Origin of the sequence: Streptomyces sp. NEAU-sy36, assembly GCF_013423905.1 — a bacterium.
Taxonomy (GTDB): domain Bacteria; phylum Actinomycetota; class Actinomycetes; order Streptomycetales; family Streptomycetaceae; genus Streptomyces; species Streptomyces misionensis.
Genome location: NZ_CP058977.1, coordinates 909,957 through 924,657, shown reverse-complemented (window position 1 = coordinate 924,657; position 14,701 = coordinate 909,957). Strand labels below are relative to the sequence as shown.

The following is a 14,701-nucleotide window of genomic DNA, read 5'->3' as shown; positions in this document are numbered from 1 at the left end:
CCGGTGGTGGACGGGGGTCGGGGGAAGGAAAGAGCCGGGGCGTTGGTGAACGCCCGTCCGGTACGGCCCGCGCGCGGGGCGGGCCGGACAGTGTGCGGGTCGTACCGGACGGGCCGCAGGGGGCGGACGGCGGGACGTACGGGGCGGGGCCCGGACGCGGGCCCGGGGGCCTCAGCCCTTGACGGCGCCCGCCATGATCCCGCCGACGATCTGCTTGCCGAAGACGATGAAGACGACCAGCAGCGGCAGCGTGCTGATCAGGGCTCCGGCCATGACGATGCTCTGGTCGGGGGTGTAGGAGGCGCTGAGCTGGCCGAGCGCCACCTGGATGGTCGGGTTCTCCTGGTTCAGTGCGAGGAAGGGCCAGAAGAAGTCGTTCCACGCCTGCACGAAGGTGAGCATGCCGAGCACCATCATCGCGGGCCGGGCCGCGGGCAGGACCACGTTCCAGACGATGCGGATGTTGCTCGCCCCGTCCACCTTGGCCGCCTCGATCAGCTCGTAGGGCAGGGCCTCCAGCAGGTACTGGCGCATGAAGAAGACACCGAAGGCGCCGACCAGGGTCGGGAAGATCACCGACTCCAGCTTGCCGCCCCACCCGATGTCGGACATCAGCATGAACAGCGGGACCACGCTGAGCTGCGGCGGGATGGTCAGGGTGGCGATGACCGCGGTCATCAGCACGCCACGGCCGCGGAAGCGCATCTTGGCGAAGGCGTACCCGGCGAGGGTGCAGAAGAACAGGGTCGCGGCGGTGATGCAGCCGGCCACGATCACGCTGTTGACGATGGCCTTGCCCAGGTTGGCCTGCTCCCAGGCGGCCTGGAGGTTGCTCCACAGCCTGCCGCCCGGTATCAGCGGCGGCGGGGTGTCCAGGACCCGCTGCTGGTCGTGCGAGGCGGCCACCAGCGTCCAGTACAGCGGGAGGATCGAGCCCAGGCCGACGACGACGAGCGCGATGTAGGTGAACGGGCCGCCCTTGAGCTGCTGGCCGGCGCCGATCTTGAAGCGTCGGCGGCCCCTGCCCTCGTGGGCGAGGATGTCCGGCGCGGCGGTGTTGGTGGGACTGATCGTGGTCATCGATATCGCTCCCGTCAGGCCGCGCTCTTGCGCACGAACCGGCCGACGATCCAGTTGATCAAGGCGATGAGCAGCAGCAGGACGAGCATCGCCCAGGCCACGGCGGCGGCCGGGCCCAGGTGCCCGAGCTTCCAGCCGTAGTTGTAGAGGTAGATGCTGAGCGTCTCGTACTGGTGCTCGCTGCCGCCGACGGCGCCGAGCGTGCCCCCTTGCAGCAGCAGCGGCTCACCGAACAGCTGCATGGAGCCGATCGTCGAGATGACGATGGTGAACAGGATCGTGGGCCGCAGCGCGGGGATCGTCACCTTGCGGAACTGCTGCCAGCGCGTCGCTCCGTCGATCGAGGCGGCCTCGTACAGGTCGCTGGGCACCGCCTGCATGGCGGCGAGGTAGATCAGCGCGTTGTAGCCGGTCCAGCGCCAGATCACGATGACCGAGATGGCTATCTTCGAGGTCCACTCCCCGTTGCCCCAGTCGGTGTTGCCTGCGCCGAAGAAGTGCAGCACCCAGTTGAGGACACCGCCGTCGGCCCGGAAGACCAGGGCGAAGACCAGCGCCGCGGTGGCCACCGAGGTGGCGTACGGGGTGAGGATGACCGTCCGCCAGAACGTGCTGGCGCGCAGCTTGTAGTTGAGCAGGTGGGCGAGCCCGAGCGCCACGAGGAGCTGCGGGACGGTGGAGAGGACGCCGATGACGAAGGTGTTGGCGACAGCCGTCCAGAACTCGGAGTCCTGGAGGATCTTGGAGAAGTTGTCGAAGCCGACCCACTGGGACTGGCTCAGGCTCGTCATCTCCACCCGGTGCAGGGCGATCCAGCCGGTGTAGAGGAGCGGGTAGAGCCCGAAGGCGCCGAAGACGAGGAAGAAGGGGGCGATGTAGGCGTACGGCGAGGCGAGGTCGTCGAAGCGCCACAGCCGGCTGCGCCACCCGCCGCGGCCGTTCGGCGCGGCGCCGGAGCCGCCGGGGGGCGGGGTGCTGGTACCCCGTACGGGGGTTGTCGTTGCCACGAGGGAGTCCTTCCCTGAAGGTCTGGGCCGGGTACGGGGCGAAAGACGCGTTCGGGAACCGGGCGCCCGTCCCGCCGCTCCTTGTGCGGATGGACTGAAGTGCCGAGCGGCCCGCGCCGCGGCCTGACGTGCGTGCGGGGCCGGCCCCGGCGGGACCGGACGCCGGGTCCGGTCCCGCCGGGCACCGGCCTGGGGCCTGGTGCCTGCCCGGCCGGCGCTTCCCGCCGGACGTGGCGGTCCGGCGGGAAGCGGCGGTCAGGGAGTGGTCCTGCCGAGCGTGGCGGTGCCGGTCCGGGTCCCGCTGTCCATGGCCCGGTGCCCGGCCCGCCCCGCTCGGCGGCCCCGCGCCCGCGACGGCGACCGGGACACGGCTCCGCGCGGGCGGGGTGCGGGCGGCCGGTGGGGCCGCCCGCACCCGGCGGTCGTCAGCCGATCGCCTTGTCGATGGTGTCGGTGGCGTCCTTCCAGGCCTTGTCCGGCTTGGTGCCGCGCTGCTCCATGTTGTTGATCTGGGTGGAGATGGTGTCCTTGATCACGCCGTCCTTCTGGCCGAGCACGGCCTCCGGGATGGAGTTGGCCTCGTCGGCGTAGATCTGCCCGATCGGGGCGTCGCTGAAGTACGGGAGCTTGGCGTTCTTCACGCTGGCCAGCTGGTACGCGCCCTTGTTGGACGGGAAGACACCGACGGCCTTGAAGACGGCGGCCTGCTGCTCGGGGGCGGTCAGCCACTTGACCAGCTCGATGGCCTCCTTGACGTGCTTGCCGCTCTTGGGCACGGCGAGGAAGGAGCCGCCCCAGTTGGCCGCGGTGGTGCCGGGGGCGCGGGAGATGTCCCACTTGCCCTTGTAGGCGTCACCGGAGTAGGTCGAGATCTGCGCGGCCATCCAGGCGGGGCACACCACGGTGGCCACGGTGCCCTTGCGCAGCGCCGCCTGCCACGGGTCCTGGAACTGGGCCAGGCCGGCGCTGAGCTTCTTCGACGCGGCCTCGGCGGCCAGGTTCCAGCCCTGCTTGACGGACGCGCTGTCCTTGTAGACCGGCTTGCCGGAGTTGTCGTAGTACTGCTGCGAGGAGGAGCTGACGACCGCGTTGTACATGGCGCTCGCGGAGTCCATGAACTTGGTGCCGGCGGGCGCCTTCTTCTGGTACTGCTCGCCCAGCTTGAGGTAGTCCTCCCAGCCGCCCGAGACCGCCTTCGCCACGGCCTCGCGGTCGGTGGGCAGGCCCGCCTTCTCGAACAGGTCCTTGCGGTAGCACAGGGACATCGGGCCGATGTCGGTGCCGGCGCCTATCACCGAGCCGTCCTGCGCGGTCGCCTGCTTCTCCTTCCAGGAGACCCAGTCGCTCACGTTGATCGACTTGCTGAGGTCCGCGAACTTGCCCGCCTGGGTGTCCACGACCTCCTTGATGCGGCCGACTTCGATGCCCGTGACGTCGCCGAGACCGCTGCCCGAGTTCAACTGCTGAAGCAGCTTCGGGTAGTAGTCCTGCTCGTTGGCGGTGGTCTCCTCCTTGACCGTGATGTTCGGGTGGAGCTTGTGGTACTGCTCCAGCAGGCCGGCTTCCTTGTAGCCGAACTGGCCGAAGTCCGCCAGTTTGAGGGTGATGTTCCCGTTGGAGTCCGAGGCGTTCGAGTCGCCGTCGCTGCTGCAGCCGGTCAGCAGCACGGCGGAGGCCGCCAGGACCGCCGTGGCCACGGCCGCCGCTCTGCGGCCGTGGCCGCCGGTACGGGTGATGCGCATTCCACTACTCCTTGTTCCAGTGGGGAACGGACCTCAGGAATCCGACCGCCGGCGTGCGACGGCCCGGACCTGCCCTCTCGGTTCGAGCAGCGGCCAGCCCACAGCGCTCGGCGTGCGATGAAGTGCTGGTCAACGGCGTGTCAATGGGTGCAGAGGGAAGGACCTTTGGTGGTTTCAAGCCACGGGGGGTGCGAGCCCCGGTCACCCCGTGGGACCGCTCCCACGCGGCATGCCGGAAGACTCGTTGCTGCCGGGCCAAGTGTCAAGACTTGAAAACGGCGTTGTTGCGCAAGCGTGTTCAGCACGTCACGTTCACGTTTCACCTGAGGGAACGTCAGATGAGCCGGGCGCCCGCCGCCGCCGCGCCGTTCGTCCAGGTCAGGGCGGTTCCGCCGAGGGGAACGCCGGCGTCCGGCGAGGAGCCGGGCCGGTGGCCGGACTTTTCTGGGCCAGAATGAAGCCACCCCCCACCAAGCACCGGAAGGTGAACGATGAGCACTGCCGAACTGCCGCAGCCGCACAGGATCGCGGACGTCCGGCGCCCGACTCTGAACGCCGTCGCCGCCCGTGCCGGGGTCGGCCGCGGCACCGTCTCGCGGGTGATCAACGGCTCCCCCAAGGTCAGCGACCGGTCCCGCGCCGCCGTGGAGCAGGCGATCGCCGAACTGGGCTACGTCCCCAACCGCGCCGCCCGTTCCCTGGTCACCCGCCGCACCGACTCCGTGGCCCTGGTCGTCCCCGACGCCGAGAACCGGCTCTTCTCCGAGCCGTACTTCTCGGAGATCATCCGAGGCGTCTCCGCCGGACTCGCCGGTGCCGGGATGCAGTTGCTGCTGGTGCTGGCGCGGGATGAGTCCGAGTACGCGCGCCTCGCGGCCTACCTGTCCGCACAGCGGGTGGACGGGGTGCTGATGATGGCCGTGCACAGCGACGACACCCTGCCCGACCGGCTGGACGAACTGGCCGTGCCGACCGTGCTGGCCGGACGGCGCAGCGACACCGAGCGGCTCGGGCACGTCCGCGCCGACAACAGGGGCGGCGCCCGGGTCGCGGTCGAGCACCTGCTGGCGGGCGGCCGCAGGAGCATCGCCACGATCACCGGCCCGATGGACATGGACGTGGCCCGCGAGCGCCTCGACGGCTACCGCGAGGCACTGCACCGCGCGGGCCTCGCCGCCGACGAGGAACTGATCGCCTCCGGCGACTTCACGGAGGAGGGCGGGCGCGCCGCCATGCGCGCGCTCCTGCGCCGGCGCCCCGGCCTCGACGCCGTCTTCGCCGCCTCCGACGTGATGGCCTCGGGCGCGGTCCTGGAACTGCGCGCCGCGCACCGGCGGGTGCCGCAGGACGTGGCCGTCGTCGGCTTCGACGACTCGATCGTGGCCCGGCACATCGATCCCCCGCTGACCAGCGTCCGCCAGCCCCTGGAGGAGATGGGCCGCACCATGGCGAGCCTGCTGCTGGACGAGATCACCCACCGCGGCACCGGCCACCGGGCCGTGGTGCTGCCGACGGAACTGGTCGTGCGGGAATCGGCCTAGAACCGGCCTGGAACCGGCCCGGAACCCCGCCCTTCGGATACCGCCAGTGGTCCGCCCATTCTCTATGGGAGCGCTCCCATGCATAATGGTCCCACTCGACTCGTGGGAGCGATTCCATGCCCGAACCGATGACCGTGTCCTTCCCTCCCGCCTTCCTCTGGGGCGCGGCGACGTCCGCCTACCAGATCGAGGGCGCGGTAGGCGAGGGCGGCCGTACCCCCTCGATCTGGGACACCTTCAGCCATACCCCCGGCAAGACGGCCGGCGGGGACACCGGCGACGTCGCGGTCGACCACTACCACCGCTACCGCGACGACGTGGCCCTCATGGCCGGACTCGGCCTGAACGCCTACCGCTTCTCGGTGTCCTGGCCGCGGGTGCGGCCCACCGGCCGGGGCCCCGCCGCGCAGGCGGGCCTGGACTTCTACCGCCGGCTGGTCGACGAGCTGCTGTCCCACGGCATCAAGCCCGCCGTCACCCTCTACCACTGGGACCTGCCGCAGGAGCTGGAGGACGCGGGCGGCTGGCCGGAGCGGGACACCGCGCTGCGCTTCGCGGAGTACGCGCAGCTCGTGGGCGAGGCGCTCGGCGACCGCGTGGAGCAGTGGATCACCCTCAACGAGCCCTGGTGCAGCGCCTTCCTGGGCTACGGCTCCGGGGTGCACGCGCCGGGCCGGACCGAACCGGCCGCCGCCCTGCGCGCCGCCCACCACCTGAACCTGGCCCACGGGCTGGCCACCCAGGCACTGCGCTCGGTGCTGCCCGCGCACCGCTCGGTCGCGGTCAGCCTCAACTCCCAGGTGATCCGGCCGCTGACGCAGAGCCCGGCGGACCTGGCGGCGGCGCGGCGGATCGACGACCTCGCCAACGGCGTCTTCCACGGCCCGATCCTGCACGGCGCGTACCCGGCCACGCTGCTGGAGGCCACGTCGTCGGTCACCGACTGGTCGTACGTCCGCGACGGGGACCTGGCGGACATCCACCAGCCCCTGGACGCGCTGGGCCTCAACTACTACACACCGGCGCTGGTCTCGTCGCCCGGGTCCGCGCCGGACGGCCCGCGCGCGGACGGGCACGGGACGAGCACGCACTCGCCGTGGCCGGGCTCGGAGGACGTGGCGTTCCACCAGACGCCGGGCGAGCGCACCGCGATGGGCTGGACGGTCGAGCCGACGGGCCTGTACGACCTGATCACGCGCTACTCCCGCGAGGCCCCGGGGCTCCAGCTGTACGTGACGGAGAACGGCGCGGCCTACGACGACAAGCGCGGCGCCGACGGCCGGGTGCACGACCCCGAGCGCGTCGCCTATCTGCGCGCCCACCTCGCCGAGGTGAACCGCGCCATCGCCGACGGGGCCGACGTGCGCGGCTACTACCTGTGGTCCCTCCTGGACAACTTCGAGTGGGCGTACGGCTACGACAAGCGGTTCGGCGCGGTGTACGTGGACTACGCGACCCAGGAGCGCACCCCCAAGTCGAGCGCCCTCTGGTACGCACGCGCGGCGCGGACCGGGGAACTGCCCCCGGTGGAGGACGTCTGACGGGCGCGTGCGGCCTCCCGCCGAAAAGGCCGAGCGGCCCGCTCGGCGGGAGACCGGCGGCGCGCCGATGAGCGCCGGGCCGGGCCCCGGTCCCGCCGCCGGACCGGCGGCGGGACGGCGGTGGTCCGCCCGGCGAAGGAGTCGGCCCCGGCCGAGGCGGGGGGCCCGGCCGGGGCCGACTCGGTGGTGACGGCGGTCAGCCGAAGGTGGCGAACGCCTTGGCGAAGGCGTACTTGTCCTGGGTGATGGAGCTGCACGTCGGGTCGGCGGAGGGCTTGGGGCCGCCGGGGCACTGCTGGTCGCGGGCGGCCGACCACATGGACAGGCCGCCGAGGCCCTTGGACTTGGCGAAGGCTGCCAGCTGCGTGGCGTCGTCGAGCTTGAAGACCTCGGAGGAGACGTCGTTGACGCCGATCATCGGGGTGACCGCGACGGCCTTCCAGGCGGCCGCGTCGGAGAGTCCGAGCACGCTCTTGACCTGGGCCTGCGTGGCGGTGGCGGCCTGCTCGGCGTAGCCGCCCATGTCGCCGCTGTAGGAGGAGCCGTAGTCCATCGCCATGATGTTGACGGTTCCGGTCCGGACGCCGTTGGCCTTGGCGTTGGTCAGCAGGTTCACGCCGTCCTGGGTGAGGCCCTCGGGCATCACCGGGAGGGTGAAGGAGACGTCCAGGCCGGGGTGCTGGGCCTGGAGCTTGGCGATGGCCTGGGCACGGCGGGTGTTGGCGGCCGTGTCGGGCAGCGCGCCGCCCTCGACGTCGAAGTCGACCTTGGTCAGCTTGAACGCGTCGATCACCTTGCCGTACGCCGCCGCGAGCGCGTCCGCGGAGGAGCAGGTGGTGGCCAGCTCGGAGCCGGAGGCGCCGCCGAAGGAGACCCGGACGTCACCGCCCGCGGCCCGCAGCTTGCCGATCTGCGCGGCCACCGCGTCGTCGGCCGGATCGGTGACCCCGCCCCACTTGGGGGTGCAGCCGCCGCCGTCGGTGACGAACGCCAGGTTGTAGTTCTTCACCCCGGTCGCGTTCGCGGCGCCGAGCAGGTCGTAGGCCGGGTAGAGGGAGGTGTCCACGTAGGGGGCGAAGCCGGCGGAGGCGGTGGTGCCCGTGCCGGTGGTCGGGGTGGGGGTGGGGGTCGACGTCTTGGTGGGCGTGGGGGTCGGGGTCGGCGCCGGGGACTGGCTCTGGGTCGGGCGGCCGCTCGGCTCGGGGGCCGGGCCGTCGTCGGTGGAGCAGGGGGCGTCGTCGATCCGGCAGCCCGTCGGGGCGCCGCTGCCCTCGACCACGAAGCCGACGGTCACCGACGCGCCCGGGGCCAGCCCCTGGCTGTCCCAGCTCGCGGGACGCACGGTGACGTGCTGTCCGCTGACGCTCGACTCGCCGTTCCACAGCGAGGACAGCCTGGCCCCGGCCGGCAGGTCGAACTCCAGCGTCCAGGACTTCTCCCGCGCGGTGCTGTTGTTGGTGACGACGTACTGGCCGGTGTAGCCGGTCGACCAGTCGCTGGTCCTGGTGTACGCGGCGTTCACCACCGCCGCGCTCGCCGTGCCCGTGAACAGGAGTGCCCCGCCGCCGACCACGGCCGCGGCGACCAGGCCGCCTATCGCCTTGTTCCTGCCACTGATCCTGCGCCGGTGCGTGCTCATACGCCTGCCTGCCTTCGTTCGGGGTTTCGCACGGGGGGTGCGGTGCGGCAGCACGCTAGCGATCCGGAATCGGGCAAAGGGCCCGATGCGGACGGCGGTTGGCGATCTTAGGGTTCGCTTAAGGATGGGATCGGGGGCGGTTAAAGGTGGAGACCAGGGTGCGTGCCCGGCGCCTTCGCGCGGCCCCTCGGTGGCCCCGCCCGCGCGGTCGGCGCCCGTCGGACTGGAACCGGACCCGTATCTCGGTGCCGCCCAGGACCGAGCCGCCGATGCGGACGTCGCCGCCGGTGGACTCGGCGAGCCTGCGCACGATGTCGAGGCCGAGCCCGGTCGAGCCGGCGGTTCCGGAACCCCGGCCGCGGGCCATCGCCGCCTCGGGGTCGGCTATGCCGGGGCCCGCGTCGGAGACCAGCACGATCACCGCGTCCTCGCCGTGGTGCACGTCGACCGCCAAGGCGGTGCCCTCCGGGGTGTGCCGGAAGACATTGCCGAGCAGGGCGTCGAGCGCGGCGGCCAGGTCGGCGCGGGCCACGGGTATCCGCACCGGGCGGTCCGCACCGGCCACCCGCCAGGTGCGGCCCTCGTCCTCGGCGAGGGCGGACCAGAACTCCATGCGTTCGCGCACCACTTCGGCCGCGTCACAGCCGGCGCCGGGACCGGCGGGGGCCGTTTGCGGCTTGGCCTCCCGGGCCGTGCGGATGATGGTGTCCACCTCGCGCTCCAGCTGGGCGACGGCGGTGCGGGTCTGCTCGGCGGCCGGTCCGGCCCCCAGGGAGGCCGCGTTGAGTCTGAGCACGGTGAGCGGGGTGCGCAGCCGGTGCGAGAGGTCGGCGGCCAGCTCCCGTTCGTTGGCCAGGAGTTGGACGACCTGGTCGGCCATGGAGTTGAACGCGATCGCCGCGAGCCGCAGTTCGGTCGGGCCGTCCTCCGGAACCCGGGCGCCCAGTTTGCCCTCGCCCAGTTCGCGCGCGCCCTCGACCAGCCGGCGCGCGGGCCGCACCATGCGCACCCCGAGCCGGTCGGCGACGGCGACCGAGCCGACGATCAGCGCGAGGCCGACGCCGGCCAGCACCGCCCAGGCCGTGCCGACGCCGTTGGTCACCTCGGACTCCGGTACGTACACCTCGACCACGGCGATCGAGCCGGAGCCGAGCGCCACCGGCTGGAGCAGGGCGAAGCCGCCGGTGACGGTGGCCGTGGAGGCCCGGCCGAGCCTGCGCACCGCCTGGACGTCGCGGTCGGCGGCGCGCCGCCCGCCGATGTCCAGCGGGCCGCGGGTGCCGTCGGCGGGCAGATGGACGGCCATCTTCGAACCGGCGCCCGCTGAGGCCACCACCCGCTCCAGCTTGTCCCGGTCGGTGGTGATGGACAGCGCGGGCGCGACCGCGGCGGCCTCCCGCTCGGCGCCCGCGAAGGCACGGTCGCGGGCCATCTCGCGGACCACCAGGCCGAGCGGCACCGCGAAGGCGACCACGACCATGGTGGTGACCGCGAGGCACACCTTGACCAGGGCCCATCTCATCGCGGTGGCTCCGCGTCCACGGGCGGCTCCAGCTTCACTCCGACGCCCCGCAGGGTGTGCAGATAACGCGGCCGGGCCGCCGTCTCCCCCAGCTTCCGGCGCAGCCAGGACAGATGGACGTCGATGGTCTGGTCGTCGCCGTACGACTGCTGCCAGACCTCGGCGAGGAGTTCCCTGCGGGGGACGACGACGCCGGGGCGGCCCGCGAGGAAGGCGAGCAGGTCGAACTCGCGGCGGGTGAGGTCGAGTCGGGTGCCGTCCAGCTCGGCCTGGCGGCGCAGCGGGTCCACGGTGAGGCCGCCGACGCGCAGGACGGCCGAGGGCGGGGCCTCGCCGCCGGCCGCACGGGCCCGGCGCAGCACCGCCGTTATCCGGGCGGAGAGGTGGTCGACCGAGAACGGCTTGGTGAGGTAGTCGTCCGCGCCCGCGTTGAGCAGGCGGACGATCTCCGCCTCGTCGTCCCGGGCGGTGGCGATGATGACCGGGACGTCGGTGATGCCGCGCAGCATCTTCAGGGCCTCGGAGCCGTCCAGATCGGGCAGTCCGAGGTCCAGGATCACCACGTCGAAACGGTGGTGCGCGACCTCGCGCAGCGCCTCCAGCGCGGTGCCGACGCTGCGCACGGTGTGCGAGGCGTCGGTCAACTGCCGGATGAGCGCCGAGCGTACGAACTGGTCGTCCTCGACCACGAGCACACTTGCCATGCGCCGCACCGTACGCCATGCGCGAGGACCCGGCGCGGGCCTGTGGACAACTCCGCGGCTGTGGAAAAGCCGGGCCGCGGACGCGGGCGCGGGGCGTGCGTGCGGGGCGCGAGCGCGGGGTGGGGCAGGATGGGCGCGATGCGCAGAGGACTCGTACACGTACTGGCGTGGCTGCTCGCGACCGGCGCGGCGGTCACGCTGTCGTGGTGGGGCGTGCACACGGTGATGGCCGGCACCGCGTACGACCCGCCGCGCGCCCTGCCGGTGGTGGGCGCGGGGTCCCCGACGACGATGGCGACGGCGGCCACCGCTGCGGGCACGCGGACGGCCGACACCCCGCCGCCGTCCCGGTCGCGGTCCGCTGCCCCGGCCCCCTCCCCCACCCGGACCGTCCACCGCTCCCCCGGTCCCACGCCCGCGCCCTCCGGCTCCCCGTCCGGCTCCGGCTCCGGCTCCGATTCCGGCACGGTCAAGGCGTACGACACCGCGGGCGGGCGGGCCGTGTTCGAGCTGGGCGCGGCCGACGCCACGCTGGTCTCGGCGACGCCGGGGGCGGGCTGGTCGATGCAGGTGTGGAAGACGCCCTCGTGGATCCGGGTGGAGTTCAGCCGGGGCACGGACCGGGTGTCGGTGTTCTGCACGTGGCACGACGGGCCGCCGCACGTGGAGATCGGCAGTTATTGATCGTCGGGCGAGTGGTCGGCGGTCGACGATCCACAGTCGGCAGTCGGCAATCGGCAATCGGCAATCGGCAGTCCACGGCTGCCGATCCGCGATCGCCGGCCGCCATGAGACGGTCGCCGGAACCCGGCCGCCCCCGGTCCGGTCGCGTCAGCGGAAGACCGACGGCGGTGGGGCCGGCGAGTCCACGGCCGCCGCGTCCGTGACGGGGCGCGCGCCGCCGGTGAAGTCGGTGAGCTGTCTGCCGTGTTCGACCCGGGCGGTGTGCGGGTCGGAGGCGGCGCGGCGGGTCAGCTCGGCGATCGGCAGCGGCAGGTCGGAGGCGACCAGGATCGCGTTGGCGAAGCGCTTGCCGCGCAGCATGGCCGGGTCGGCGATCAGCGCGAGTTCGCCGAACCGGGCGGCGGCGGTGGCGATCTGGCCCCGCAGATGGGCGAGCGGGGGGCCGTCGGCGAGGTTGGCGGCGTAGACCCCGGACGGCTTCAGGGCGCGGCGGACCTCGTCCAGGAACTCGGTGGAGGTGAGGTGGGCGGGGGTGCGGGCGCCGCTGAAGACATCGGCGACGACCAGGTCGGCCCAGCCGTCGGGCACCTTGGCGAGTCCTTCGCGGGCGTCCGTCGAGCGCACCCGGATCCGCGCGTTGGGGTCCAGCGGCAGCTCGCGCCGCACCAGCCGGACCAGGCTCGCGTCCCGCTCCACGACCTGCTGGGTGGAGCGGGGCCTGGTGGCGGCGACGTACCGGGCCAGCGTGAGGGCGCCGCCGCCGAGGTGCACCGCGTGGACGGGCCTGCCGGGCGGGGCGGCGAGGTCGATGACGTGGCCGAGGCGGCGCTGGTACTCGAAGGAGAGGTACGCCGGGTCGTCCAGGTCGACGTGCGACTGCGGCGCCCCGTCGATCGTGAGGGTCCACGCCCGGCCGCGGTCGGGGTCCGGCACGAGCCGCGCCAGCCCGCCGTCGACCGTCTCCTCGACGACACCGACGGCGGCCGCCGCAGCGCGCCGCGTGTTCCTCGACCTGCCCATCCCGCCATTTTCGCAGGCGCCCGCGGTAAACGTTTCAGCGGCAGTCGTCCGCGGCCCGGAGCAGCCGCGCCGCCTCGCCCAGTGCCTCGCGCAGCACCACCGGATCGGTCGCGAGATCGGCCTCCTCGCCCGGGGGCAGGAGCCAGTCGGCGCCCCGCACCGGGGGCTCCGGCGCCAGGCGCAGCCCGCGGCCGTCGGTCTCGGTGCAGGTGCTGCCCGGCACGTCCCAGCAGGCGGCGGTGCCGGCGGGCACCAGGAAGCCGAGGGTGTCGCGGTCGTCGTCGTGCAGGACGGGTCCCACCGCGTCGGCGGCCCCGCGCCGCAGGATGTCGACCGCTTCCAGGCCCTGCCGGGCCGGTACGGTCACCAGGTCGCACGCCGTGCCGCCCGGCCCGGGCGACGACGGCGACGCGCACGGTTCGTTGCTCTGGCTGGTCTGCATGCCCGCCTCCACCACACGGCACTGTCGCGGTCCATGGGGTCCAACGCGCGACCGTGTCAACGGCTACGGCACAAGTGCGCCGCAAAGGATGGCACTTCATGGCAGATCACGTATGAGATATCCGGTTTGTGGCCAAACCGAGCGTGGCGGCTCCGGCACAGCCGGTACGTTCTTGCTCGCCGGAATCGGGGCGTCCCTCGGGCGACACCTCCCGAGTCGCCCCGCGCCCGGCATGGTTCGACGGTTCGCACGAGAGGACCCGGCCATGGCGTCGTCTACCGTGACCTCGTCACAGCCCGAGCGGCCACCCCGGCCGAACCTCGCCTTCCGGCGGCTGCGCGGCCGGCACTCACCGGCCGAGTTCGCGGCGCTGGTGCGGCGGGCCGCGCGGGAGATCGGTGAGCGGGTGAGCTGTGACGCGCGCTACGTCGGGCGGGTCGAGGCGGGTGAGATCCGCTGCCCCAACTACGCCTACGAACGTGTGTTCCTGCACATGTTCCCCGGCCGTACGCTCGCCGACCTCGGCTTCGCGCCCCGCTCGTCCGTCCGCGGCCGCGCGGCGCGCACGGCCCCGCGGGCGCTCGCCGGCGGAGCGGAGCAGGGTGCCGCCCCGGCGGGGTCCGAGCCGCAGGACCAGCAGGACCCGTATGACCCGCACGAGGGGTGCGGCCCGCAGGGGCCGTGCCCGCACGACCACCCGAACCACGAGGAGAGCGACGTGCTGCGTCGCGCATTCATGACCGGCGGAGGAGCCACGGTGGCCGCCGCCGCGCTGGGCCCGCTGGGGCTCGCTCCGGACACCGCGGCCGCGGCCCTGCCCCCGCGCCGGCCCGGGAGCGCCGAGGCGGCGGCCCTGGAGGAGGCCGTCCGCCGGATCCGGCTGCTGGACGACCGGCACGGCGCGGACGGGCTCTACCGGCGCGCGGCGGCTCCGCTGCGCGCCGCCTACGCGCTGCTGGACGCCGGTGCCACCCGGCAGACCACGGTCGACCGGCTGCACGCGGGCGCGGGTGAACTCGCCATCTCCGTGGGCTGGCTGGCGCATGACTCCGGCCGCTTCGACGACGCCCGCTCGCACTACGCGGAGGCGCTGGCCACGGCCCGGATGACCGGGGACGAGGGGCTGGAGGCGCATGCCTTCTGCAACACCGCCTTCCTGGCCCGGGACGCGGGGCGGCCCCGGGAGGCGGTGCGGGCCGCGCAGGCCGCGCAACGTGCGGCCCGGGGCCTGGGCTCGGACCGGCTGATGTCCCTGCTGGCGCTGCGGGAGGCGGGCGGCTGGGCGGGGCTCGCCGACCGCACCGGCTGCGCGCGGGCGCTGGTGCGGGCGCAGGCCCTGTTCGCGCGGGGGTGCTCGGGCGCCGACCCGGAGTGGATGAGCTTCTACGGCGAGGCCGAGTTGGAGGGGCTGGAAGCGCAGTGCTGGTCCATGCTGGGCGACTGGCGGCGCGCGTCCCGGCACGCACGGCGGGCGGCGGACCTCCAGGATCCCCACTTCGCGCGGAACCTCGCGCTGTACACGGCGGAACTGGCCGACGACCTCGCCCGCGAGGGCCGTCCCGACGAGGCGGCGGAGGCGGGGATGCGGGTGCTCTCCCTGCTGGACCAGGTCCAGTCCTCCCGCATCCAGACGATGCTGGCGGGCACCGCGCGGGTGCTGCTGCCGCACCGGCGGGCCTCCGGGGTGTCGGACTTCCTGGACCGCCACAAGGCGCTGCCCCGGGTGGCGGGAGCCTGACGCGACGCGGACGAGGAAGCCCCCGCCGCCTCCGGTCGCGC

Annotated in this window: 12 protein-coding genes; 4 read left to right on the top strand and 8 right to left on the bottom strand. The window is 73.3% G+C overall.

The window, feature by feature from the left end:
* Positions 1–171 precede the first annotated feature (171 nt).
* The 3 genes from HZZ00_RS04170 to HZZ00_RS04160 form a co-directional block, all read right to left on the bottom strand.
* Positions 172–1,080: a carbohydrate ABC transporter permease gene (locus tag HZZ00_RS04170; RefSeq protein ID WP_180330933.1), complete on the bottom strand. Its 909-nt coding sequence runs from the start codon at positions 1,078–1,080 to the stop codon at positions 172–174.
* 14 nt (positions 1,081–1,094) lie between these two features.
* A complete protein-coding gene (locus tag HZZ00_RS04165) occupies positions 1,095–2,087 on the bottom strand; it encodes a carbohydrate ABC transporter permease (RefSeq protein WP_180330932.1) in 993 nt (330 codons plus the stop codon).
* Positions 2,088–2,512: 425 nt separating this feature from the next.
* Positions 2,513–3,829: an ABC transporter substrate-binding protein gene (locus HZZ00_RS04160; protein ID WP_180330931.1), complete on the bottom strand. Its 1,317-nt coding sequence runs from the start codon at positions 3,827–3,829 to the stop codon at positions 2,513–2,515.
* 491 nt (positions 3,830–4,320) lie between these two features.
* Between HZZ00_RS04160 and HZZ00_RS04155 the strand changes: the two genes are divergently transcribed.
* Both HZZ00_RS04155 and HZZ00_RS04150 read left to right on the top strand, forming a co-directional pair.
* Positions 4,321–5,370 carry a LacI family DNA-binding transcriptional regulator gene (locus tag HZZ00_RS04155; RefSeq protein ID WP_180330930.1) on the top strand — a complete coding sequence of 350 codons (1,050 nt, stop codon included), beginning with the start codon at positions 4,321–4,323 and terminating at the stop codon, positions 5,368–5,370.
* Between the two features lie 116 nt (positions 5,371–5,486).
* Complete coding sequence (locus HZZ00_RS04150) at positions 5,487–6,911, top strand: GH1 family beta-glucosidase (RefSeq protein WP_180330929.1); 1,425 nt, start codon at positions 5,487–5,489, stop codon at positions 6,909–6,911.
* A 196-nt stretch (positions 6,912–7,107) separates the two neighbouring features.
* Here HZZ00_RS04150 and HZZ00_RS04145 read toward each other — a convergent pair whose 3' ends face one another.
* The 3 genes from HZZ00_RS04145 to HZZ00_RS04135 all read right to left on the bottom strand — a co-directional run bounded on the left by HZZ00_RS04145 (position 7,108) and on the right by HZZ00_RS04135 (position 10,776).
* Positions 7,108–8,550, bottom strand: a complete 1,443-nt coding sequence (locus HZZ00_RS04145) for a cellulose binding domain-containing protein (protein WP_180330928.1) — start codon at positions 8,548–8,550, stop codon at positions 7,108–7,110.
* Between the two features lie 118 nt (positions 8,551–8,668).
* Positions 8,669–10,072 carry a HAMP domain-containing sensor histidine kinase gene (locus HZZ00_RS04140; protein WP_180330927.1) on the bottom strand — a complete coding sequence of 468 codons (1,404 nt, stop codon included), beginning with the start codon at positions 10,070–10,072 and terminating at the stop codon, positions 8,669–8,671.
* Entirely contained in the window at positions 10,069–10,776 is a 708-nt protein-coding gene (locus HZZ00_RS04135) for a response regulator transcription factor (RefSeq protein ID WP_180330926.1), read from the bottom strand. The genes HZZ00_RS04140 and HZZ00_RS04135 overlap by 4 nt, the downstream gene beginning before the upstream one ends.
* A gap of 138 nt (positions 10,777–10,914) precedes the next feature.
* On the opposite strand from HZZ00_RS04135, the gene HZZ00_RS04130 reads away from it, so the two are divergent.
* Complete coding sequence (locus HZZ00_RS04130; RefSeq protein WP_180330925.1) at positions 10,915–11,460, top strand: hypothetical protein; 546 nt, start codon at positions 10,915–10,917, stop codon at positions 11,458–11,460.
* 147 nt (positions 11,461–11,607) lie between these two features.
* On the opposite strand, the gene HZZ00_RS04125 is transcribed toward HZZ00_RS04130, so the two are convergent.
* Positions 11,608–12,480 carry a spermidine synthase gene (locus HZZ00_RS04125; protein ID WP_180330924.1) on the bottom strand — a complete coding sequence of 291 codons (873 nt, stop codon included), beginning with the start codon at positions 12,478–12,480 and terminating at the stop codon, positions 11,608–11,610.
* A gap of 34 nt (positions 12,481–12,514) precedes the next feature.
* Positions 12,515–12,922, bottom strand: coding sequence for a hypothetical protein (locus tag HZZ00_RS04120; RefSeq protein WP_180330923.1), 408 nt, complete (start codon positions 12,920–12,922; stop codon positions 12,515–12,517).
* 265 nt (positions 12,923–13,187) lie between these two features.
* Here HZZ00_RS04120 and HZZ00_RS04115 point away from each other — a divergent pair, with 265 nt between their 5' ends.
* Positions 13,188–14,660, top strand: coding sequence for a hypothetical protein (locus HZZ00_RS04115; protein ID WP_180330922.1), 1,473 nt, complete (start codon positions 13,188–13,190; stop codon positions 14,658–14,660).
* Positions 14,661–14,701: the final 41 nt, after the last annotated feature.

Excerpts from the sequence above, each read along its gene's own strand:
- HZZ00_RS04170 (WP_180330933.1), bottom strand. The coding sequence starts at position 1,080 with ATGACCACGATCAGTCCCACCAACACCGCCGCGCCGGACATCCTCGCC.
- HZZ00_RS04160 (WP_180330931.1), bottom strand. The coding sequence starts at position 3,829 with ATGCGCATCACCCGTACCGGCGGCCACGGCCGCAGAGCGGCGGCCGTG.
- HZZ00_RS04155 (WP_180330930.1), top strand. The coding sequence starts at position 4,321 with ATGAGCACTGCCGAACTGCCGCAGCCGCACAGGATCGCGGACGTCCGG.
- HZZ00_RS04150 (WP_180330929.1), top strand. The coding sequence starts at position 5,487 with ATGCCCGAACCGATGACCGTGTCCTTCCCTCCCGCCTTCCTCTGGGGC.
- HZZ00_RS04145 (WP_180330928.1), bottom strand. The coding sequence starts at position 8,550 with ATGAGCACGCACCGGCGCAGGATCAGTGGCAGGAACAAGGCGATAGGC.
- HZZ00_RS04140 (WP_180330927.1), bottom strand. The coding sequence starts at position 10,072 with ATGAGATGGGCCCTGGTCAAGGTGTGCCTCGCGGTCACCACCATGGTC.
- HZZ00_RS04135 (WP_180330926.1), bottom strand. The coding sequence starts at position 10,776 with ATGGCAAGTGTGCTCGTGGTCGAGGACGACCAGTTCGTACGCTCGGCG.
- HZZ00_RS04130 (WP_180330925.1), top strand. The coding sequence starts at position 10,915 with ATGCGCAGAGGACTCGTACACGTACTGGCGTGGCTGCTCGCGACCGGC.
- HZZ00_RS04125 (WP_180330924.1), bottom strand. The coding sequence starts at position 12,480 with ATGGGCAGGTCGAGGAACACGCGGCGCGCTGCGGCGGCCGCCGTCGGT.
- HZZ00_RS04120 (WP_180330923.1), bottom strand. The coding sequence starts at position 12,922 with ATGCAGACCAGCCAGAGCAACGAACCGTGCGCGTCGCCGTCGTCGCCC.
- HZZ00_RS04115 (WP_180330922.1), top strand. The coding sequence starts at position 13,188 with ATGGCGTCGTCTACCGTGACCTCGTCACAGCCCGAGCGGCCACCCCGG.